Source organism: Sphingopyxis sp., from assembly GCF_036261875.1.
Taxonomy (GTDB): domain Bacteria; phylum Pseudomonadota; class Alphaproteobacteria; order Sphingomonadales; family Sphingomonadaceae; genus Sphingopyxis.
Genome location: NZ_DATAJZ010000012.1, coordinates 60,102 through 81,827, shown reverse-complemented (window position 1 = coordinate 81,827; position 21,726 = coordinate 60,102). Strand labels below are relative to the sequence as shown.

At 66.5% G+C, this 21,726-nt stretch carries 15 protein-coding genes and 1 riboswitch; of the genes, 5 read left to right on the top strand and 10 right to left on the bottom strand.

Annotated features, from left to right (window positions below):
* Window positions 1-1,438, bottom strand: a 1,438-nt coding sequence (locus VHO04_RS06960; protein ID WP_329627638.1) for a cbb3-type cytochrome c oxidase subunit I, incomplete at its 3' end; no start/stop codon positions are given.
* A 14-nt stretch (window positions 1,439-1,452) separates the two neighbouring features.
* A complete protein-coding gene (gene cyoA, locus VHO04_RS06955) occupies window positions 1,453-2,631 on the bottom strand; it encodes a ubiquinol oxidase subunit II (protein ID WP_329627637.1) in 1,179 nt (392 codons plus the stop codon).
* A 168-nt stretch (window positions 2,632-2,799) separates the two neighbouring features.
* Between cyoA and VHO04_RS06950 the strand changes: the two genes are divergently transcribed.
* On the top strand, window positions 2,800-4,128 hold the full coding sequence (locus tag VHO04_RS06950; protein WP_329627636.1) for an MFS transporter: 1,329 nt from the start codon (window positions 2,800-2,802) through the stop codon (window positions 4,126-4,128).
* On the top strand, window positions 4,125-4,664 hold the full coding sequence (locus tag VHO04_RS06945) for a molybdenum cofactor guanylyltransferase (protein WP_329627635.1): 540 nt from the start codon (window positions 4,125-4,127) through the stop codon (window positions 4,662-4,664). Before VHO04_RS06950 ends, VHO04_RS06945 begins: the two co-directional genes overlap by 4 nt.
* 166 nt (window positions 4,665-4,830) lie before the next feature.
* Here VHO04_RS06945 and VHO04_RS06940 read toward each other — a convergent pair whose 3' ends face one another.
* Window positions 4,831-5,721: an ROK family protein gene (locus VHO04_RS06940; protein ID WP_329627634.1), complete on the bottom strand. Its 891-nt coding sequence runs from the start codon at window positions 5,719-5,721 to the stop codon at window positions 4,831-4,833.
* Between the two features lie 79 nt (window positions 5,722-5,800).
* Between VHO04_RS06940 and VHO04_RS06935 the strand changes: the two genes are divergently transcribed.
* Window positions 5,801-7,261 (top strand): ATP-binding protein, encoded by a 1,461-nt coding sequence (locus VHO04_RS06935; RefSeq protein ID WP_329627633.1) that lies wholly within the window; start codon window positions 5,801-5,803, stop codon window positions 7,259-7,261.
* 89 nt (window positions 7,262-7,350) lie between these two features.
* Here VHO04_RS06935 and VHO04_RS06930 read toward each other — a convergent pair whose 3' ends face one another.
* Together VHO04_RS06930 and VHO04_RS06925 are read right to left on the bottom strand one after the other, a co-directional pair.
* On the bottom strand, window positions 7,351-8,256 hold the full coding sequence (locus tag VHO04_RS06930) for an oxygenase MpaB family protein (RefSeq protein WP_329627632.1): 906 nt from the start codon (window positions 8,254-8,256) through the stop codon (window positions 7,351-7,353).
* 135 nt (window positions 8,257-8,391) lie between these two features.
* Complete coding sequence (locus VHO04_RS06925) at window positions 8,392-10,860, bottom strand: TonB-dependent receptor (RefSeq protein ID WP_329627631.1); 2,469 nt, start codon at window positions 10,858-10,860, stop codon at window positions 8,392-8,394.
* Between the two features lie 68 nt (window positions 10,861-10,928).
* Here VHO04_RS06925 and VHO04_RS06920 point away from each other — a divergent pair, with 68 nt between their 5' ends.
* On the top strand, window positions 10,929-11,750 hold the full coding sequence (locus VHO04_RS06920) for a helix-turn-helix transcriptional regulator (RefSeq protein WP_329627630.1): 822 nt from the start codon (window positions 10,929-10,931) through the stop codon (window positions 11,748-11,750).
* A gap of 55 nt (window positions 11,751-11,805) precedes the next feature.
* Complete coding sequence (locus VHO04_RS06915) at window positions 11,806-12,942, top strand: acyl-CoA dehydrogenase family protein (protein WP_329627629.1); 1,137 nt, start codon at window positions 11,806-11,808, stop codon at window positions 12,940-12,942.
* Here VHO04_RS06915 and VHO04_RS06910 read toward each other — a convergent pair whose 3' ends face one another.
* The 5 genes from VHO04_RS06910 to VHO04_RS06890 form a co-directional block, all read right to left on the bottom strand.
* Window positions 12,943-13,971, bottom strand: coding sequence for an acyl-CoA dehydrogenase family protein (locus VHO04_RS06910; protein WP_329627628.1), 1,029 nt, complete (start codon window positions 13,969-13,971; stop codon window positions 12,943-12,945).
* Between the two features lie 96 nt (window positions 13,972-14,067).
* Window positions 14,068-14,640 carry a TMEM165/GDT1 family protein gene (locus VHO04_RS06905; RefSeq protein ID WP_329627627.1) on the bottom strand — a complete coding sequence of 191 codons (573 nt, stop codon included), beginning with the start codon at window positions 14,638-14,640 and terminating at the stop codon, window positions 14,068-14,070.
* Window positions 14,641-14,658: 18 nt separating this feature from the next.
* A riboswitch (yybP-ykoY riboswitch) is annotated at window positions 14,659-14,839 on the bottom strand.
* On the bottom strand, window positions 14,818-15,039 hold the full coding sequence (locus VHO04_RS06900; protein WP_329627626.1) for a hypothetical protein: 222 nt from the start codon (window positions 15,037-15,039) through the stop codon (window positions 14,818-14,820). It overlaps the preceding riboswitch by 22 nt.
* Entirely contained in the window at window positions 15,039-19,268 is a 4,230-nt protein-coding gene (locus VHO04_RS06895; protein WP_329627625.1) for a translocation/assembly module TamB domain-containing protein, read from the bottom strand. The genes VHO04_RS06900 and VHO04_RS06895 overlap by 1 nt, the downstream gene beginning before the upstream one ends.
* Window positions 19,268-21,583: an autotransporter assembly complex protein TamA gene (locus VHO04_RS06890; RefSeq protein WP_329627624.1), complete on the bottom strand. Its 2,316-nt coding sequence runs from the start codon at window positions 21,581-21,583 to the stop codon at window positions 19,268-19,270. The genes VHO04_RS06895 and VHO04_RS06890 overlap by 1 nt, the downstream gene beginning before the upstream one ends.
* Between the last annotated feature and the right edge of the window lie 143 nt (window positions 21,584-21,726).

Sequence of the window (21,726 nt, the reverse complement as noted above, 5' to 3'; positions counted from 1 at the left end):
CGAAGGCGAACCAGAAGCCGATCTGCCAGAACCAGAAGGACAGCTTGCCCCAGAACGGATCCAGCTTGAAGCCGAAGGCCTTGGGGAACCAGTAGTTGATGCCGGCGAACAGGCCGAACAGCACGCCGCCGATGATGACATTGTGGAAGTGGGCGATCAGGAACAGCGAGTTGTGCAGCACGAAGTCGGCGGGCGGCACCGCGAGCAGCACCCCGGTCATCCCGCCGATGACGAAGGTCAGCATGAAGGCGACCGTCCACATCATCGGCAGTTCGAAGCGGATGCGGCCGCGATACATGGTGAAAAGCCAGTTGAAGAGCTTCGCCCCCGTCGGGATCGAGATCACCATCGTCGTGATGCCGAAGAAGCTGTTGACGCTGGCCCCCGACCCCATGGTGAAGAAGTGGTGCAGCCACACGATATACGACAGGATGGTGATGCAGATCGTCGCATAGACCATCGACGTATAGCCGAAGAGCTTTTTGCCCGAGAAGGTCGAGGTGACTTCCGAATAGACGCCGAACAGCGGCAGCACGAGGATATAGACCTCCGGGTGCCCCCAGATCCAGATCAGGTTCACATACATCATCGGCGAGCCGCCGAGGTCGTTGGTGAAGAAATTGGTGCCCGCATAGCGATCGAGCGCCAGCAGGGTCAGCGTCGCGGTCAGGATCGGGAAGCTCGCGACGATCAGGATGTTCGCGCAAAGCGACGTCCAGGTGAAAACCGGCATCTTCATCAGGCCCATGCCCGGCGCGCGGAGTTTCAGGATCGTCACGATCAGGTTGATCCCCGACAGGGTCGTGCCGACGCCGGCTATCTGAAGCCCCCAGATATAATAGTCGACGCCGACATTGGGGCTGTAGGCGATTCCCGACAAGGGCGGATAGGCGAGCCAGCCGGTCTGGGCATATTCGCCGACGAACAGCGAGATCATCGTCAGCGCCGCGCCCGACACCGTCATCCAGAAGCTGAAATTGTTGAGGAACGGAAAGCTGACGTCGCGCGCGCCGATCTGGAGCGGGACGATATAGTTCATCAGGCCCGTGATGAACGGCATCGCGACGAAGAAGATCATGATCACGCCGTGCGCGGTGAAGATCTGGTCATAATGGTGCGGCGGCAGATAGCCTTCGGACCCGCCGAACGCCATTGCCTGCTGCAGGCGCATCATGATCGCGTCCGAAAAGCCGCGCAGGAACATGATGAGGCCCAGGATCATGTACATGATCCCGATCCGCTTGTGATCGACGGTGGTCAGCCAGTCGCGCCACAGCCAGCCCCACAGACGATATTTGGTGATCGCGGCCAGCACCGCGATGCCGCCGATCGCGACGGCGATGAAGGTGACGACCAGGATCGGCTCGTGCAGCGGCAACGCGTCGAGCGACAGCTTGCCGAGGAAGGGGCCGGTTGCGGGGGCGGGTTGCGGGGTGATCACGAAGGCTGCCTTCAGCTTGTCTGGCGGGGAACGGCGTTCAGAGCGGTACGCTCGGGCGCCTGATTGGGATGGGGCAGGCCTTCGCCCTTCAGCGGCGCCGGGTTCACCGGCTTCGCGTCGGGACGGTCGGCCGAGTGCATCTGCTGGCTGCACAGCGCCGCGACATAGCGGACGCTCCAGTTCGCAAGACCGCCGGTTCCGCGCGCGGCGAATTTGTCATAGGTGACCGAACGGACGTTCTGGATGCCGGCAATGCCCGCGCCGCCCTTCGCATCGATCGCCATCATGTCGTGCATGCACATCTTGCCGGGTTCGACGCACATGTTGACCACCGCGTCGAAAAGCTGGGGATCCACTGTGGCGAAACGGCGCACCGGCTCCTTCTGGCTCGGCTTCTCGAGCTTCAGATAGGCGGCGCGGCCGAGGTCGCCCTCGCCCGAGGCCTTCGCCGCGGCGACCCATTGGTCGAACGCAGGCGCGGGCAGGCTCTTCACCTTGAAGCGCATGTCGGAAAAGCCCCAGCCCGAATAATTGGCCGAAAAGCCGTCGAACGTGCCGGTCTTGTCGAACACGCCGTGCAGCTTGGTCTCCATCCCCGGCATTGCATAAATCTGGCCCGCAAGTGCCGGAACGTAAAAGCTGTTCATCACCGACGAGGCCGAAATGCGAAAGCGGATCGGCCGGTTCACCGGCACCGCCAGTTCGTTCACCGTCGCAATCCCCTGTTCGGGATAGATGAACAGCCATTTCCAGTCGAGCGCGACGACATTGACGTCGAGCGGCTTCACATGGGCGGCAATCGCCTGCCCCGGCCCGGTGCGCGCGAGCGGGCGATAGGGGTCGAGCAGGTGCGTCGCGACCCACGTCACCGCGCCGAGGCAGATGATGATCAGCAGCGGCGCCGACCAGATGACGAGTTCGAGCTGGGTCGAATGGTCCCAATCGGGCTTGTAGGTCGCCTGCTTGTTCGCCGCGCGATATTTCCACGCGAAGAAGATCGTCAGCGCCATCACCGGCACGATGATCAGCAACATCAGCACGGTCGAGATGATGATCAGATCGCCCTGCTGGCGCGCAACGTCGCCCGCCGGATCGAGCACGATCAGCCCGCAACCCGACAGCAAAGGCAGCGCGGCGAGCAGCGGCAAAAGCCGCCAGCGAGCAGGAAAACGGGGGAGATTGCTTGGCATGATGCGCGCCTAGGCCTCCTTTGTTGCACTGCACATAGGACATTTTGTCCAATCCCGCGACCGCCGCGGATCGCGCAGGGGCAATTTCATAAGGGGCGTTTTTGCCCTATGATCGACTCGCGCCACCGAATGTCCCTTTTCGGGAGCGCCAGCAGCAGGACGCATCTTATGTCTGCCGAAACCGCGCCGTCCACCACCCAGGCCGAACGCGACGCCCGCGCACTCTATGAAGACGATCATCGCATTTCTCCCGCCGAGATCGCGATCGGGGTCATCATAGGGCGAACGTCAGAGTTTTTCGACTTTTTCGTGTTCGCCATCGCCTCGGTGCTGGTGTTCCCGAAGCTCGTCTTTTCGCAGCTCGACCCGCTCACCGGCACGTTGTGGTCGTTCGCGATCTTCGCGCTCGCCTTTCTGGCGCGTCCCGCCGGCACGATGGTCTTTTCGTGGATCGACCGCGTCTATGGCCGTGGCGCCAAGCTGACGATCGCGCTGTTCCTGCTCGGCGGATCGACCGCGGCGATCGCCTTCGTGCCGAGCTATGAGACCGCCGGGATCGGCGCGGCGCTGCTTCTGGCTCTTTTCCGCATGGGACAGGGCGTCGCGCTCGGCGGCTCGTGGGATGGGCTCGCCTCGCTGCTCGCGATCAACGCGCCGGAGGGCAAGCGCGGCTGGTATGCGATGATCCCGCAATTGGGCGCGCCGCTCGGGCTGATCGTCGCGAGCCTGCTCTTCATGTTCCTGATCGCGGCGCTGCCGGCGCAGGATTTTCTCGACTGGGGCTGGCGCTATCCCTTCTTCGTCGCCTTTGCGATCAACGTCGTCGCGCTCTTCGCGCGGCTGCGCATCGTCGTGACCCCCGAATATGCCGCATTGTTCGAGGATCGCGACCTTGAACCCGCGAAGCTGACCGAGACGCTGCGTTCCGAATGGCGGATCATCGCGATGGGCGCCTTCGCTCCGCTCGCGAGCTTCGCCCTTTTTCACATGGTGACGGTGTTCCCGCTGTCGTGGGTGTTTCTGTTCACCGAAGAGACGCCGGTGCGCTTTCTGATGATCGAGGCGGTCGCAGCCGCAATCGGTGTGTTCGCGATCATCGCCTCGGGCTATCTCGCCGACCGCGTCGGGCGCCGCACATTGCTGGGCGTCACGGCCGCCGCGATCGCCGCCTTCAGCGGCTTCGCGCCGCAGCTTCTCGGCGCGGGCGAGGCCGGCGAGGCCGCCTTCATGATCCTCGGCTTCATCCTGCTCGGATTCTCCTTCGGCCAGTCGTCGGGGGCGCTGTCGTCGAACTTCGACCCGCGCCATCGCTATACCGGATCGGCGCTTACCTCCGATCTCGCCTGGCTGTTCGGCGCGGGCTTCGCGCCGATGGTCGCGCTGTGGCTGTCGAGCCAGTTCGGGCTGATCGCGGCGGGCGCCTATCTGCTGTCGGGCGCGATCGGGACGCTCGTCGCGCTGTGGCTCAACCACGAACTGGCGCGGACGATCGATTGACGGCCGCCGCCTCCATCGCCGGCGTCGTCCTTGCGGGCGGCGCCTCGTCGCGCTTCGGCCGCGACAAGGCGGAGGAAATATATGCGGGGCGCAAGCTGATCGACTGGTCGATTGCGGCGCTCGCCCCGGTTTGCGGCGCCGTCTTCGTTTCGGGTCACGCCCATGCAGCGCGCGAGAGCGTACCCGATCGCCCGCGTGCCGGGCTGGGGCCTCTCGGCGGGCTGGCGGGCGCGCTGACGGCGGCGCGCGACGCAGGATATGAGCGCCTCCTGTCGCTGCCCTGCGATACGCCGCACCTCCCCGAGGGGTTGCTCGATCGGCTCTGCCGGTCGGACGGCGCGGCTTTTGCTCTCTCCTGCCCGGTGATCGGCATCTGGCCGAGCGCCGACGCCGACCGCCTCGCCGCCTGGCTGGCAGATGACGGCCCACGAGCGGTGCGCGCCTGGGCCGAAGCCATCGGGGCGCAGGCGGTCGAAAGCGATACGATCCCTAACATCAATCGCGTCACAGATTTCGAGCGGCTAGGTCAAAAATAGAACCCCATCATTCCCGCGAGGGCAGGAATCCCGCTTTTTCCTTTTATTCTTATCTTCTTCGTGCCTTTGCGCCTTTGCGTGAGTTTTTCTGGAATCTCACGCAAAGGCGCAAAGGCACGAAGAAGAAAGCTGGATCCCCGCCTTCGCGGGGATGACGAGATGGAATTTATCCGCCCACTTTGCGGAGGTTTCCCTCGATCCCGGCCAATGCCAACGCACCGAGCAGTCCCGCATCGCCGCCGAGCGCGGGCGCCACGATCATCGCTTCGGGATCGCCCGCGAAATAGCCTCCCGCCGCAGCCGCTTCGCTGCGCACCCGATCGAGCAGCCCAGGCGTTTCCATCACGCCGCCGCCGAGGATGATGCGATCGGGCGCGAGAATCGCGCGAAAGCTTGTGATCGCCCGCGCCAGATACCAGGCGATAATCGCGTGCGCTTCATGTTCGGCAGGCGGGTCCGAAAGCGACGCCCCCCACCGCGCCGCGATCGCCGGACCGCTCGCCAGTCCTTCGAGGCAATCGCCGTGAAACGGGCAGATGCCGCCGAAATCCCTATCGTCCGGGTGGCGCGGCATGGCGATATGCCCCATCTCGGGGTGCGAGGCGCCGTGGATCAGCCGCCCGCCAACCACCGCACCGCCGCCGATTCCGGTCCCGACGGTCAAATAGAGCGCCGACCGGCACCCCTGCCCCGCGCCCCAGCGATATTCGGCGAGCGCGGCGCCGTTGACGTCGGTATCGATCGCGACCGGACAGCCGAGCGCGCGAGCGAAAGGCGCCGCCATCGCCGCATGGCTCCAGCCGGGCTTGGTCGTCCGCGTGATATGGCCCCAGTCCGGCGACGCCGGATCGAGGTCGAGCGGGCCGAAGGAGGCGATGCCGACCGCCGCATAATCGCCGCCCTGCGCGCGCAGCCAGTCGATCGCCGCGCCGATGGTCTCGGCGGGATTCGTCGTCGCTATGCGCGTGCGTGCCGCAATCGTGCGATCGCGCCCAGCGATCCCGACGACGAATTTCGTCCCGCCAGCCTCGATCAGCGCTATCCTGTCCCTCGTCATCGCCGGCACTCTCCTATTTCCAGCCTTCGGACAGGCTGACCGGTTGTCAAGCACGCGGCCGCCCGATAGGGCACACGCGGTGAACAGCAGCATCGAAATCGGAACCGACGACCGGGGCAGCGCCGTTCACGTCAATGTGCAGGAATTGCTCGCGACGCGCCTGCTCGTTCAGGGCAATTCGGGGTCGGGCAAGTCGCACCTGCTGCGCCGTCTGCTCGAAGAAAGCGCCGGACTCGTCCAGCAGGTGGTGATCGATCCCGAGGGCGATTTCGTCACTCTCGCCGACCGCTACAATCATATCGTCGTCAACGCGGGCGATTACAGCGAGCGCGAGATCGCCGCGATGGGCGCGCGCATCCGCGAGCATCGCGCTTCGGTGATCGTGGCGCTCGACACGCTCGACATCGAGGCGCAGATGAGCTGCGCCGCGGTGTTCCTCAATGCCCTGTTCGATGCGCCGCGCGAGCATTGGTTTCCCGCGCTCGTCGTCGTCGACGAGGCGCAGATGTTCGCGCCGAGCGCGTCAGGCGACGTCTCCGACACCGTCCGCCGCGCGAGCCTGTCGGCGATGACGAACCTGATGTGCCGCGGCCGCAAGCGCGGTCTCGCGGGCGCCATCGCGACCCAGCGCCTCGCCAAGCTTGCCAAGAATGTCGCCGCCGAGGCGAGCAATTTCCTGATGGGCCGCACCTTCCTCGACATCGACATGGCGCGCGCCGCCGATTTGCTCGGCATGGAACGGCGGCAGGCCGAGGCGATCCGCGACCTCGAACGCGGGCATTTCCTGGGGCTCGGCCCGGCAATTTCGCGGCGTCCGATCGCGGTCAAGATCGGCTCGACCCAGACCGCGACGCGCGCCGGGACGCATGGCCTGCTGCCGCTGCCGAGCGCCGAGCCGCACGATATGCGGACGATGCTGTTCGCCGAACTGGAAACGCAGCCGCTCCCGACGCCAGCGCCCGCGCCGAAGCCGGTCGCCGCGCAGGAACTGATCCAGCGCTTCGCCGAGCAGGATGCGGATGACGAAGCGCCCGCAGCAGCACCGACTTTATTCCCCGAAGCCGATCTGCCCGATGCCGAACCGGCGATCGTCGCCGCGCTCGAGGACATGCTCGCCGACCCCGACTGCGCCTTCCACCCCGAATCCTTTCTCTATCAGGATTTCTCGGTGCGCTGCCGGATGCAGAAGCTCGGCCGCGTTCCGCTCGATCTCGCGCAGTTTCGCAAACGGTTCGCGCTGGCAAAGGGCGGCATCTTCGACCCCGCCGAGGACAAGTGGCGCGAATTGCTGGCCGCTGCCGACCGCCTACCCGACGATATGCTCGCGCCGTTCGTGCAGATCGCGCGCGCCGCGATCGAGGGCAGTCCCTGCCCCGACGACGACGCGCTCGGCCGCGCCTATGGCACGCGCTCGCCGGGCCGCATCCGGCGGCTCGTCGACTATATGGAAAAACAGGGCGCGATCGTCGTGCGATCGGACTTCGGCGGTCGGCGCTCGATCGGCATCCCCGAATTGGGGCTCAGCACCGAGGCGGAATAACACCCCGTCATCCCGGCGCAGGCCGGGATCTCGCCCTATTGGCATGACGCACCGGCGAGATCCCGGCCTGCGCCGGGATGACGATGGATTTATGCCGTCGCCAATATATCCGGCCGCCGTTCCAGCAACCGCTGCTGCTCAGCCTGCGAGCGGTATAGAAAATCAGCAGGAAGCCCGAGCCGCAGGCTCGCCTGACATGGCGCCGACGTCCGGCTGGCGAAGCGGTCGGCCAATTTGCCCACCGCACGCAGCATCAGCCTGTCCGCGCGCGTGAGGTCATATTTCGGCCCCAGATCGAGCCGGCCCCGGAGGGCATGGGGGAGCAGCGATACCGATGCCCGCGCGATCGCGCGATGCAGGAAACGCGGCGTCCCCGGCGCCGCGCGGCCCGACTGGATGATATCGAGGAATTCAAAGATGATCGGATGCGCCTCAAACTTCGGTTCGAGCATGGCCATCATGTCCATGAACCCGTCGACCGACGCCGGCGTGTGCCGCGCGCCGAACTCGCGCCCGATCGCATCGCCGTCGCGCATGAAGCGATCCTTGTCGGCCTCGCCGAGCGGATGGACGAAACGGTCATAGGCCATCAGGAAGCCATAGGAGGCCGTCGCCGCGACCCAATCGAGCAGCACCGGGTCGAGCGCGCGATAGGATTCGCCCGCGGGAGTCTTGCCCTTCACCGGCCCATGCAGGCGATTGACCTTGCCGATCACCTCCTTCGCGACGCTCGCGGGGCCGTAGCAGGCAAGCATCGCGACGAGGCCGGTGCGGCGCGAGCGGCCGATCGGATCGACCTTGTAGGTCGAATGATCCCATACCCCCGAACGGATGCGCGGCTCGGCAAATTCAAGCAGCACCGCCGCGATGCCGCCGATGCCGAGCGCGATCGGATTCTTGTAGACGCGCCACTGGACGCTGTCGGGCGCAAGCAGGGCCGGTTCCCCGGCGGGAGAGGCAAAATCGATTATCGTGCCCAGATAATTGTCCTGCATGTCTGCCTGCGCCCTTTCAGCAATTATTTGCGGCTTCCGCCGCGAGCGGCACCGGCCCGCTCCCCCTCCCGGCCTCCCATAGGCTACTATCGTCGGGGAGGCCGGGAGGGGGAGCGGGCCGGTGCGGGACCCCCGCTAAAAATCGTAACCCAGCGTCAGGCCGAAGGTTCGCGGCTGGTTGGCGAAACGGACGACGACGTTGGCGTTGCTGGCGACCGACGACCAATAATATTTGTTGAACAGATTCTTCGACCATAGCGACAGCGACCACCCGGCCTCTGACTTCAGGCCAAGGCTGGCGTTCACGACGGCGAAGGAGTCGATCTTGTAGAGCGGATCGTCCTCGAAGATCGTGTTCGACTTGCTCTGATAGCGCAGGCTGACCGCGCCATTGACGTTCAGCGTATCGCTCACCGGCGTGTCATAGGCGGCAACGATGCTGCCCTGGAAGTGCGGGCTGTAAATGAACTCCGCACCGTCGAAATTCTGCGGCTGACCGGCGGCATTGGTGCCGACATAATCGATCACGCGCGTCTTCAGCCACAGGCCGTTGGCGGAAATCGTCACGCCCTGGGCCGGACGCAGCGTCAACTCGCCTTCGACGCCATAGGCCTTCGACTTCGGCACATTGTCGAGGCGGGCCAGCGCCGTATAGATCGGATCGGCGAAATAGGTGCTGATCTGCTTGTCCTTATAATCATAGTAGAAGGCAGCCAGATTCGCCTGAAGGAGGCGATCGGCCAGCGTCGCCTTCAGGCCGACTTCATAGGCGGTCAGCTTTTCCTGCGTGACCGGCGCGTTCTGGCGCGCCTTGCTCGCCGCGTTGACCGGCGAGGTGCCCGATTTATAGCCGCGGGACACCGATGCATAGACGAGCGTATCGTCGTTCGGCGACCAGTCGAGCACCACCCGCCAGGCGAGGTTGTTCTCGTCGAGCGTGGAGACCACCGGGCCGAAGCTGTTCGTCACATCGTCATAGGTGTTGCACTGCCCCTCGACGATGGGCGCCGGGATCGGCAGCGTGCCGCCGGCCGAGAAGAGGAAGCGGTTCACGACGTTGACGTTCGGCAACATGCTGCCCTTATAGTCGCGCGAGCAGCCCACATAGTCCTGCTTGTCCTCGGTATAACGAAGGCCGACGGTCAGCTTGAGCTGCTCGGTCAGTTCGGCGTCGGCGTTTCCGAAGAGGCTCCACGTCTTCGTGTTCATCGTGCCGATGTCTTCATAGGTGCGGAACGCCGTCGCCATGTCGGCGGCCGTATAGCCGCCGGAATTGAACGGCGTTTCGAGCAGATTGACGCCGGGCACGATGAGATAGGGTGCCGCGCGGATGAAGCGCGCGTTCGCATTTTCACCGAGCAGCGTGCGGTTGCTGTCGACGATCTTGTCGTGACCATAATAGCCGCCGACCAGCCAGTTGACGGCGCCGCTCTCGCCCTCGAAATGAATCTCCTGCGCGAAGCTCTTGATGCGGCCGTCGGCTTTCTGCAGCAGAACCTCGAACGGCGCGCCGCTCCAGTCGGACAGCGCCTTGCGCCGAAAATCATTGTAGCTGGTCAGGCTGACGAACTTCACCGCATCGGTGACGTCGTGATCGAGGCGCAGTTTCAGGCCCCAGAAGCGATTATTCTCGGCCAGGTCGCCGGGCAATCCGGCTCCGCGTCCGATATCGGCCGAACGAGCGGCTTCGGGCGCCCAGTCGGCCTGGCTGGCCTTGGTCGGGAAATTGCCCGCGATATAGTCGGCAAGCCCCGGGACATTGAAGAAATGCGACGCGCTGGTGCCCGTCACGGGATTGGTCGCCGGCGTGAAGCCGATTCCCTGCCCGGCGACGGTGTCCGACTTGTTCCGCCACCAGGTTACCGACAGGTCGATGTGGGTGCCGGTGCCGGGCTCGACGGCGAGCGAGCCGCGGATACCGAGCTTGTCGACCTTGCCGAGGCGTTCGTCGGGGCGCGAATTGCTTACCTGCCAGCCCTTGTCGCTGTTCTCGCTGCGGATCGCGAGGCGCGCGGAAACGCCCTCGCCGAGCGGGCCCGAGATGTGACCGGCGAAATTATAGGTCTGATAATTGCCCAGTTCGGCGCTGACCCCGGCGTCGAAATGATCGGTCGGCTTGGCGGTGATGAAGTTGATGAGCCCCGCCGTCGTGTTGCGGCCATAGAGAGTGCCCTGCGGCCCCTTCAGCACCTCGACGCGCTCCAGATCCATGATCGGCCCGGTGTTCATGATCGGATAGGCGTAAGCGACCTCATCGACATAGGTGCCGACGGTCGAGGTTGCGGACAGGTTGATCGTGTTGAAGCCGATGCCGCGCAGCGTGTAGGTCGGCACGCCCTGATAGCTTTGCGACACGGTGAAGCTCGGCGCCACGGCGGTCAGGTCGCGCACATCGGTGACGCGCAGATTTTCCAGCGTTTCGCTGTCGACGGCCTGAATCGCCATGCCGACATCGTTGATCGATTCGGCGCGGCGCTGCGCGGTGACGATAATGTCCCCCTCGACCGGCGGCGCCGCCTGGTCGGCCTCGGTAGCAAAGGCCGGCACCGTCCCGGCCAGACCCGCCGCGGTTCCCGCGAGCAGAAAAATACGCATTGCCTTCATCGTCCATCCTCCCTCAAACAGCTTGTCGCGGAACTCGTCTATGTGCGAGCGTCGCGCGAAGCCGGACAATGACAGAGGACCGGATTGCGGCCCCGCGAACAAGCTGGCACCTGTGTCAGGATGAGGATGAGGTAGACGAGGTGAAGGACAGCCAGGCGCTTTGCTGGGCAGAAATGCCGACCCTGATCGCCGAGGTGCAAGCGGCGGGCGATGCGATCGGCCTTCCCTTCATTGCGGCGCAGGCCGATCTCGGCGATCCCGAACCGATGGCCGACGCCGACGGCCGTCCCTATGCCGAAACGAGCTTTCGCTGGATCGACCCGGCGCACGCCTATTGGCGCGACCGCAAGCTCGCGCTCCACATCGCTTTCCTGACCGCGGCGCGGCTCGTCGCCGAACCCTTTTATTACAGCGACGGCAGCCTCCACACCTGGCGCCCGACCGGGCTGCTCGACGCGGTCGATTGCGAGCAGGCGAAGAATACGCCCAATTTCGGCGAAGCGATCATCGCGCCGGTGCATCTGCCGCGCGGGCTCGTCGGCGCGGTCTTCTGGTGCTCGCGCGAGCCCGTCGGGGTCGAGGCGCTATTCGCGGGCCATGCAGGCCGCCTCCATAATCTCGCGGTCAAACTGGTCGCGACGCACAACGAGGCGCGCGGGCGGCCGCGTAACGCGACGGTGCCGCAAACGCTGACGCGGCGCGAGGTCCAGTGCCTGCGCTGGGCGGCGGCGGGCAAGACCGATGGCGAGATCGGGATCATCTTGTCGCTGTCGGTCTCGACGGTGCGCTTCCATCTCCGCAACGCCGCGGCGAAGCTCGGCGCGACCGGGCGCGCGCAGTCGATCCAGATCGCGGCGGGCCTCGGCTTCGTCGGCGCGCGCGCCGCCTGATGCAGGTGCCAGCTTGGCCCGACAAGGCGAGCGCCTGTAAGCCGGGCGCATGGACATGCTGACCGACGCCCTGATCCAACCGGGACTCGCCGATTTCCGCGCCGAGGTGCGCGCCTTTCTCGTCGAGAAGCTGCCCGACGACCTTCGCCGCGCCGCGAGCCGCGCGACGAGCGTCTTCATCGATCCCGCCGTCACGCTGCCGTGGCAACGCATCCTGAACGCGCGCGGCTGGGCGGCACCCGACTGGTCGGCCGAGTTCGGCGGGCCGGGCTGGAGCGAAATCCAGCGCTATATCTTCGCCGCCGAATGTGCCGCGGCGGGTGCACCGGGGCTCGCGCCGATGGGGCTCAAGATGGTCGCGCCGGTCATCATGCATTACGGCACGCCCGAACAGCGCGCCCACTATCTGCCGCGTATCCTGTCGGGCGAGGATTATTGGTGCCAGGGCTTCTCCGAACCCGGCGCGGGCTCCGACCTCGCCTCGCTTCAGCTTCGCGCGGTGTCCGACGGCAGCGACTATGTGCTGAACGGGTCCAAGATCTGGACCACCCACGCGCATTTCGCGAACCGCATGTTCGCGCTCGTCCGGACCTCAGCCGAGGGCAAACCGCAGGCAGGGATCAGCTTTTTGCTGCTCGACATGGCAACGCCCGGCATCACGGTCGAACCGATCCGCACCCTCGCGGGCGATCATGAGTTCAACCAGGTCTTCTTCGACGATGTGCGCGTGCCGCAGGCGAACCGGCTCGGCGGCGAGAATGAGGGCTGGTCGGTCGCCAAGCATCTGCTGACCTTCGAGCGCGGCGGAAAATATGCGCCGGGACTGATCGGGCGGCTCGAACGGCTGCGCGCCGAGGACGGCATCGGCCCGGTGCTGCGCGCCGAGCTCGACCGTGAGGCGATCGGGCTCGCGGCGTTGCAAGCGCTCGAAATCAAGGCGATGCGCGGCCTCGGCGGAAGCCCCGCCCTTTACGCCTCGGTTCTCAAGATATTGGGGACCGAAGCGGCCCAGCGCATCGACACGCTCGCCTGTGAAATCGCGGGCCCGGCAGCATGGGCCGACGCCGACGGCCAGACACCTGCCGAGCTTGCCGTCGCGGTGCCGCGCTATCTCAACGACCGCGCGGCGAGCATCTATGCGGGCTCGAACGAAATCCAGCGCGACCTGATCGCGCGGCTGATGCTGGGATGATCAGGCCGCCGCTTCGGCATAGCGCGCCAGATGATCGGCGCGCGACCCGAATGCCGCCGCGATAGACAGCGCGCGCTTGAAACAGGCGCCGAGGCTCAGTTCCTCGGTCAGCCCCATGGCGCCGTGGATCTGCACCGCGCCCTCGCCGACGATCCGAACCGCATCGGCGACCTCGACGCAGGCCGCGCTAACGGCGATTGCACGATCGGCGCTGTCGCGGTCGACGGCAAGCACTGCGAGTTCGGTGAGCGCGGCTGCCTTCATCAGCGCAAGCTGCATGTCGGCGGCCCGGTGGCGCAGGGCCTGGAACGATCCGATCGGCGCCCCGAACTGCCGCCGCTGCCCCAGATAGTCGATGCTGTCCGCGACCATGCGCTGCATCAGCCCGACCGCTTCTGCGCAGCGGGCCGCTAGCATCAGGTCGGATATCCATTCGGCAAGGCTGGCGGCCTCCTGCCCCGCCGCCAGCAACGCGCGATCGGCGGCAGGCGCGGTGAAACCCAGGTCGGCGGTGACGCTGCCGTCGTGCATGATCCGGTGGCGCTGCTCGACCTTGCCCTGGTTGGCCGCCAGCAGGACAATGCCGCCGCGATTGGCGACAAGGAACAGATCGGCCTCGGCCGCCCCGGCAACGAGCCGCGCGACCCCATGCACCGCGCCGAGCGCGACATCGGGCATCGCGGCGCTCGATGCGGAGCAGATGATGGCCGCGCGCCGCGCGCCCGCCGCAAGCTCGGGCAACACCTCGTGGCCGGGATCAGTCCGCGCGATCAGCATGGCGGCGGCGGCGTGCGACAGCCAGTCGGCGCCCGCGAGCGCGGGGCCAAGCTCGGCCATCGCCACCGCGACCTCGATCGCGCCGCCGCCGAAACCGCCCGCGGCTTCGGGCACCGTCAGCCCGGCGAGCCCGATCGCATCGACCAGATCGCGCCAGCCCGGACGCGGATTGTCGGCGAGCAGGCGCTGGATGCTCGCCGCGAGCATGTCGCGCTCGACGCTGTGCGGCAGATCGAGCCCGTTCACCGCCATCCTATCCCGTTATCGCGCATCTCGCTCTCCCTGCCCCCGCCTATGCGGCGATCGACAGGGCCGGACTAGCTGTCGGGCGTGACAGGTAGCGCCGGATCAGCCGAACAACCCCGCTGCCCGCGCGAGCACCCACAGGCCGATGACGAGGAACAGCGCCGCCGCGACCATCCGCACCTTCTTGAGGTCGACCCGCTTCAATAGCTCATTGCCGAGGAAGATCGCCGGCACATTCGCGATCATCATCCCCAGCGTCGTCCCCGCGGTGACCGCGAGGACATTATGATATTGCGCGCCGAGCGCGATCGTCGCGACCTGCGTCTTGTCGCCCATCTCGACGAGGAAGAAGGCGATCAGCGTCGTCACGAACGCCCCGAAGCGCGGCTTCGGCGCCTCGTCATCCTCGAACTTGTCGGGGATCAGCGTCCACGCTGCCATCGCGACGAACGAGATGCCGATCGCATAGCGGAAAGCCGGGCTGTCGAGAAACGTCGCCGCCGATGCGCCGAGCAGCGCCGCGAGCGCATGATTGGCGATCGTCGCCGCCAATATGCCGAGAATGATGGGAACGGGCCGGTTGAAGCGCGTCGCGAGCAGGATCGCGAGCAGCTGTGTCTTGTCGCCGATCTCGGCGAGCGCGACGACGGCGGTCGAGGTAAGGATGGCTTCCATGGCAAAACTCCGGGGCCGGGCGGCAGGCGAATTCCAACGGACATCGCACCCTGCCGCCCGGCCCGGACGGAAGGTTCGATGCCATTGGTCTCGCCCGAACGATTTCCCGTTCCCACCGCACCACGGCCTCTCGACCGAGTATGTTGACGCGGCGGCCCGTCCGGATCGGACGGCTGGCTACTCCCCAGATGACGGAGGCGCGTTAGACGGCTTCGCGGATGCTGGCAAGGCTTTCGGCTGCGTCGCGGCCGCGGCCTTCTCTGTCTCAGCGATGTCGGCGTCCATCGCCCGGGCGCGCATTTCGACCTCCTTCGCCGCCTTGTCGTAGCGTTCGTCGAAGTCGGGTTCCTGATGGCAGGCGGCGAGCAGCAGCGGCAGCAGGAGGACGGCGCGGCGCATCAATAATCCTTGCGATAACGGATGCTGACATTGGTCTGACCCGACCCGCCCGCCTGGCTGAGCAGCGACAGCGCGCGCGTCAGGCTGATCTCAAGCTGTGTCGCGGTATAGCCCTTCGCATCGGTGATCACCTCCAGATAGATATCCTTGGTGATATGTTGCCCCGCAGCGAGCGCGGCGCCGCGCCCCGTCGTATCGTCGGGACCGAGAACGCGCAGCCGGTCGATCCCCGCCGCCGACTGCAGCGCGCCGAGCGGATTGAGACCCCCGCCACCGCTGCTCAGCGTGTTGAGCGACGCGGCGAGCTGCACCGCCTGGAGCGGCGACAGCGAAGTGATCGAATCGCCGAACAGGATGCGCGAGACGATCTCGTCCTGCGGCAGTCCCGGCACGCTCGAGAAGGTCACCTGCGGATTGCTCGCGCGGCCCGATACGTTCACCGACACCGTCACATTGTCGAACGTATCGCTCGCGACGAGTTGCAGCGCCGGGTCATAGGCATCGCCGGTCGGGAATGTGATTTTCCCTTCTTCAAGGTCGAACGACCGCCCCGCAAAGCCCAGCGTACCGCGCACCAGTTCGACCTGGCCGGTCACGCGCGGATCGAGGGTCGTGCCCTTCAGCTGAATGTCGGCCTGCCATTCGGACTCGAGCCCCATGCCGGTGACATAGATTTCGTCGCCCGCGCGCAAATGAATGTCGAGGCGGATGAGATCGAACAGGCTACCGCCGACCGCCGCGAGCCCGTCGCCGCTGATCCGCCGCCGCCCGGTCGGTGGCTTGCGCCGTACACCCGTGAGGACGGGCACGGCGGCCGCCCCCTCGCGCACGATGCGATACCGCGTCTCGGGCAGCTTGAGGTCACCCGACAAAAGTGCAGCCTGCCCCGCAACCTTTTCGAGCGTCAGCGTGCCCGTCGCACGCGCCGCGATATTCTCGCTGCGTGCGAGCCGTGCATTGTCGAGCGTCGCACTGAGGTTCATCGGATAGCCGTCGGCCTGCGACAGGCTGACATAGCCCTTCGCATCGATGCTGCCGTCGCCCGCGGTCGCGGTGAGCTTCTCGATTTCGAGCCGGTTCCCGGTGAAGCGCCCATCGACCACCATATCGGTCAACCGAGTGCCATAGGCCTGATTCTCATAGGTCATGCCGTTGCCCCGGATCACGCCGTTGAGGCACGGATCGTCGACCCGGCAGCTGAAATCGGCGGCTACCGCGATCGGCCCCGCTATCCCTTGCCCGGCGGGCCCGGCGAAGGAATAAAGCGTGTCGGCAGGGCCATTATAGCGCAGCCCGCCGCTCAGCGGCGCGGCGCGCAGCCGCGTCGTCCAGTCGCCCGCGCCGGGACCGAGCGGCCGCAGCGAGGCCTGCAGCCGCCCGATCACGCTGCCGCGCTTGCGGATCACCGCGCGCGCCTCGCCGCCGTCGCTCAGCAGCTTGCCCGCAAAATTGATGTCGACCGGCTGGCTCACCGTCGCCGCGGTGGTGCGCGTGAAGTCGGTGATCGTCAGCCGCGCGTCGGCGCGCGGAAAGGCGTCGGCGTTCGCCTGCGCGAAATCGATGCTGCCCGTCGCGCGCCCGCCGAGCCCGAGCCCCGGATAGACGGCGTTGACGATCGCCATATTCGCGCGGTCGAGCCGGCTCTGGACCATGATCCCCTCGCCGAAGCGCCCGGCGAGCCGCGCGCTGCTGCCGCGGCCAAGGTCGATCGTCGTCGGGAGCAGTTCATACTCGTCCTTGTGCGGGATGATCCGCGCCGGCGAGACGGTGCGGAAATTGACCCCGGTCGCGCGGCCCTGCACCGATGCGCGCCACAGATCAGGCTGCAGATCGGCGTTGGCGGCGATGCGGAAGGGCACGCCGCTCGTCCCCTCGACGAGCGCCTGCGCATGGCCGCGTCCGTCGCGGTAATCGATCTTCACCCGCCCGACCGCGATGTCGTAGGTGCGGATTTGCGTGTCGGCGATCTGGATATCGGCGACGACGCGCGGCTGATCATAGAGGACGACGTCGGCGTCGACGATCGCCGACCCGACCGCGAGCTTCGCGGCGCCAGGCAGCACGACATTGTTTGCGCGCACATTGATCGCCGCCGCCTGATACTGCCCTTCGCCGCTCAGCCGGACGAGACCGCCGAGGCCCTGCCCCGACGCGTCGAGCCGGCCCTCGAACGGACCCGCGGCGCTCTTCACCAGTCGGCCGTGGAAACCGATTCCCGACAGGTCGCCGCGTTCGATGTCGATCGTCATCGGTCCCGCCGCAGTCAGCAGGACGACATCGGCCGACAGCGGGCCATAGTCGGTATCGCCGGTCGCCGCGAGGCGATAGCCGTTCGGCGCGCCGCCCACCTTCGCAACCAGATTGGCGAGCCCGATGCCCAGCCCCGGTCGGTCCGCCGTCACCACCGCGCGCGGGTCGCTGATCGTCCCGGCAAGCTGAACGCCGACCGGGCCATAATCGGTCGAATGCGCGCGCGCCGCGAGCTGGATCTGTCCATCGGGCGAATAGCTGCCCTGCCCGCCCGTCACGCGCAGGCGCGGCGCGGCGAGCCGCAGATTAGCGAAACGGACGATGCCGTCGGTGCCATAGCGCACGTCGCCGCTCGCGACGGCATTGCCGCCGAGAAAATCGCGCACCCCCGAATTGAACAGCCGCGTCGAGCGCGCGCGCACCTTGCCGACAATCTCGAACCCGCCGCGCGGCGCGGTCTTCAAATCGGCATTGGTGTCGATGTCGAACAGGCCGACGCTCTCGATGCGATAGTCGTTGACCCGCCCGTCGATCGCGCCGGTGTAGAAACCCTTGTTCAAATCGGCGATCACGATCGCCTTCGCGTCGATCCGCGGCGAGCGGAGGCGCAGATTGTCGCTGAGGATGCGCCCGTCCTTATAGGCGAGATCGCCGTCGAGCCGCACCTGCACCAGCGTCCCGCCCGCCACGGTGTCGAGCCCGCGAATGCGCGCTACCCGCCCGGCGACGGGGACATAAATCTGATCGGCGTCGACCCGCGCCTTGCCCGCGAGGCTCAGCGTCTCGACGATGACGTCGTTGAACGCGAGGGCATTGGCGTTCGCCTGATATTCGACCGTCGGCAGGTTGAAGGCGCCGTCGAGCTTTGCCGTCGCGCGCAGGCCGTTGCCGCGCAGGTTCGGCGCGAGCGCGTCGGGGCGCAGCAACACGAAGGCGAGGTTCAGCGCATCGTAACGGCTCTCGCCGAGATCGACCCCGCCGCTGATGCCGAGACGGAAGGCGTCCGACGATAGCCGGCCGTCGAGATCGGCCTTGCGCTTGTCGAGCCGCGCGGTGACGTCGACCGCGGTCTCGCGGCTGAGCAGCGAAGCGACGGGCCCCTCGGCGAGCAGCCGCGACGCCTGCGTCGTGCCCTTGACCGCGAGCGTGCCGTCGCGCGCGGTCAGCGCGAGCCGCGCGAGCGGGTCGGTGCCGAGGTTGGCGGTCAACGAACCGTCCCATTTTTTCCAATCGCCGCGCCCACCAAGTTTCGCGGTCAACGGCGCGGTAAACCCGCCCATCGCTGCAAGCACGCCGCCCTGCGGCGCGTTGAGGTCGAGCGTCGCGGCGAGGCGGTTCTTGTCGGGCACCGCATCGAGGACGAGCGCGAGCTTGTCGCCCCTGGCCTTCTCGCCGATCGTCTCGGCGTTCGCGGTGACCTGCGCACGGCGGTCGGCGATCGCGATCTTGCCGCTCAGCGTCGCGACTTGCCGCTCACCGGTGATCGCGGGCGCGAAGATCAGCCGGTCAACGCGCAGGGTTCGCACGTCGATGTCGATGTCGGGGAGCAGCGGCTCGCCAGTGTCGGGCACCGGCTTGAAGGTCGGCAATTTCTCGACGACCAACGTCTTCGCGGTCGCCGAGCGGACGTCGACATGGTTCGACAGAAAGGCGAAGGGCCGCCAGTCGATCCGCAGTTCGGGCGAACGAACGAACACGCCCTTGGGGTCGGACAGCGTGAAATTGCGCACGACCATCTCGCCGAACAGCGATCCGTCAAGCCGGCCGATGCCGATCTTCATCCCGTTCTCGAACTCATATTTCTCGATCTGGGTCGCAACGAAGCGCCGCCCGGCATCGCTGTTCAGCCCGATAAGGAACAGCGCGACCAGCGCGATCAGGCCGAGCAGCGCGATTCCGACGCCCTTGGCGATCCGAAACCCCAGCGATGGCCCCGCCGGCTTGTCGCCTTCGGTCGCGATGGCCGCTTCCTCCGCCATCAGAAGGCCTGGCCGATCGAGACATAGACGGTGACGCGCGCTTCGCCCGGACGCCGGTCGATCGGCGTCGCGATGTCGAGCCGCATCGGCCCGAAATTGGTATAGAAGCGCCCGCCGATCCCCGCGCCGAAACGCAGGTTGGAGAAATCGGGAGTCGATCCGCGATAGACCTGCCCGGCATCGAGGAAACCCACGATGCCGTAATTGCCGAAGCGATAGCGCGCCTCGACCGCCGCCTCGTTGAGGCTGCGCCCGCCGATCGGATCATTATTGGGGTCCTTGGGCCCGAGCTCCTGATAACCGAAGCCGCGTACAGACCCGCCGCCGCCGGCATAGAAGCGCCGCGACGGCGCGAGCCGCTCGCGCGCCGCGCCGACGATCGAGCCGACGCGCACCCGTCCCGCAAGCACGATGCTGTCGGTCACGGGATAATAGCCGCTGGCATCGACCTGCGTCCGTGCATAGGGCGAGAAGCGGCCGGCGAGCGATCCCTCGGGCTCGACCCGCGCGAGCAGGCGGAACCCCTTTGTCGGGTCGAGCAGGCTGTCGGTGCGGTCGATCCCGACCTGCCCGTTCAGCCCGACAATCGTGTAAAAGTCATTGACGCGCTCGCCGCGCGCAAAATCATAGTCATCCTCGCGCGTCGCGATCAGTTCGGCGCCGAAGGCATAGGTCAGTTTCTTCTGCCAGATCGGCGTCGAATCATAGCTGATGCGCGCGGCAACGCGGCCGGTGATCGCGTTGAAGGCGTTGTAACGACTCCGTGTCGCTTCGGTGACCAGTTCGAAGGTGCGGTCGCGGCGCCCGGCATTGGAGCGGCGCATCGTCACGCCCAGCGCCTGCTCCTTCGTCCCGGCCACGGCCCGGCCGATCAGCGCGCCTTCGGGCGGGAAGAAGTTGCGGTGCGTCCAGCTACCCTCGAGGCGGATTCCCTGCCCGGTGCCATAGCCCGCATTCGCCGCGATCGTGCGCGGTGGGCCCGCCTGCTGGGTGACGAGCATAGTCACATATTCGCTGTCGTCGCCCGCGCTCTCGCCCGTCGGCTGCGGCTCGACCGCGACGGTCGCGAACAGGCCGGTCGCGACGAGCGCCTGCCGCAGATCGTCGACCTTGCGGCTGTCATAGAGGTCGCCGCGCTTGAAGCGCGCGAGAACATCGACATGCTCGGCGTCGAAGGCGAGCTTGCCGGTCGTCTCGATCCCACCGAAGCGCCCGCGCGCGCCGATGTCGACGGGGAGCGTATAAAGCCCCTGCCCCGTATCGCCATCGAGCAGGATATCGCGCTGTCCGATCTTGGCGAACGGATAACCTTCCTGCGGCAGCTTGAGCGCGATTGCCGCTTCGGCGCCCTGCACGCGCTGTGCAACGATCGGCTCGCCGACCACGAGTGGGAAATTGTCGTGGATCAGTCCCGGCGGAATCGTCGGCTTCGCGTCGATGACGATGTCGGAGAAAGTATAGCGCACGCCGGGCTTCACATCGATGACCGCCGTGATCGACCGATTGCGGGCCGGCGCACCGCTGGCGCCTGCCTCGGCTTCGCCGCGGTCAATGCGCGTTTCGACGACAGCATCATAATAGCCTTCGGACGCAAGGATGCGCGACATAAGCTCCGAATCGGCGCTGAGACGCGCGCGAAGCATCGCGAAGTTGTCAGCCTTGCCGTCGCCCTCGTAGAGCGCCGACAGATCGTGGAACAGGTCAGCGAGATCGGCATCCGTGCCGTCATCGGCTGCGGCGAGACCGTTGACATTCACCGCATAGCGGATGGTCCGCGTCTCATTCGCATCCTCAGGCTCGGCGAATTCGACCGGCGTGACGTCGAAGCTGTCGAGCGGCGGCAGCGGCGCAGCCAGTTCGGCGTCGCTGATCGGTGCATCGCCGATGGCCTCGACGCTGTCGCCGTCCGCCAGTGCCGGCACGGGCGTGCCGTCGACTTGCGGCACGTCGGTCGCGGTGGCTTCGGCCGGCGTTCCGGCTTCCTTCGCTTTCGCCGCCTCGACCTGCCGGCGCTCGAATTCCGCGATCGATTCGAGCGGCTTGTCGAGCTCGGGGTCGTCCTCGGCGCTGATCGGCGGAATCGCCGATTTGAACTCCTCGTCAGGGATGATCGGCGCGACCTCGGGCAATTGCGCCTCGGGCGGCGGCGGGGTCGGCGCGGCGATATCGGGCAGCGGCTCGGCATCGGGCGCTTGCTGCGCCACGGTCGGCACGACCGCAGGGGGCGCGACGTCGGCCTGTTGAGCGGCCGCAACGCTCGTCCAGGCTAGGCCGAACAGCGACGCGGTCAGGATCAATCGCTGCCGACGCCGCATTCGCGGCGAAGGATCAAATTCGCGAGATTTATCAATATGACGCATCATGTCCCGACCGATGCGCACTTGTGGATCGCGAGGCGTGGCTGTGCAACCCGAATCTCCCCTGTTTCCAAGCCAACTCTCCGGCAATGGGACGGTTC

What these genes read in the sequence shown, in the direction of transcription:
- cyoA (WP_329627637.1), bottom strand. Translation starts at nt 2,631, where the DNA reads ATGCCAAGCAATCTCCCCCGTTTTCCTGCTCGCTGGCGGCTTTTGCCG.
- VHO04_RS06950 (WP_329627636.1), top strand. Translation starts at nt 2,800, where the DNA reads ATGTCTGCCGAAACCGCGCCGTCCACCACCCAGGCCGAACGCGACGCC.
- VHO04_RS06940 (WP_329627634.1), bottom strand. Translation starts at nt 5,721, where the DNA reads ATGACGAGGGACAGGATAGCGCTGATCGAGGCTGGCGGGACGAAATTC.
- VHO04_RS06930 (WP_329627632.1), bottom strand. Translation starts at nt 8,256, where the DNA reads ATGCAGGACAATTATCTGGGCACGATAATCGATTTTGCCTCTCCCGCC.
- VHO04_RS06925 (WP_329627631.1), bottom strand. Translation starts at nt 10,860, where the DNA reads ATGAAGGCAATGCGTATTTTTCTGCTCGCGGGAACCGCGGCGGGTCTG.
- VHO04_RS06920 (WP_329627630.1), top strand. Translation starts at nt 10,929, where the DNA reads ATGACAGAGGACCGGATTGCGGCCCCGCGAACAAGCTGGCACCTGTGT.
- VHO04_RS06915 (WP_329627629.1), top strand. Translation starts at nt 11,806, where the DNA reads ATGCTGACCGACGCCCTGATCCAACCGGGACTCGCCGATTTCCGCGCC.
- VHO04_RS06910 (WP_329627628.1), bottom strand. Translation starts at nt 13,971, where the DNA reads ATGGCGGTGAACGGGCTCGATCTGCCGCACAGCGTCGAGCGCGACATG.
- VHO04_RS06905 (WP_329627627.1), bottom strand. Translation starts at nt 14,640, where the DNA reads ATGGAAGCCATCCTTACCTCGACCGCCGTCGTCGCGCTCGCCGAGATC.
- VHO04_RS06900 (WP_329627626.1), bottom strand. Translation starts at nt 15,039, where the DNA reads ATGCGCCGCGCCGTCCTCCTGCTGCCGCTGCTGCTCGCCGCCTGCCAT.
- VHO04_RS06895 (WP_329627625.1), bottom strand. Translation starts at nt 19,268, where the DNA reads ATGGCGGAGGAAGCGGCCATCGCGACCGAAGGCGACAAGCCGGCGGGG.
- VHO04_RS06890 (WP_329627624.1), bottom strand. Translation starts at nt 21,583, where the DNA reads ATGCGGCGTCGGCAGCGATTGATCCTGACCGCGTCGCTGTTCGGCCTA.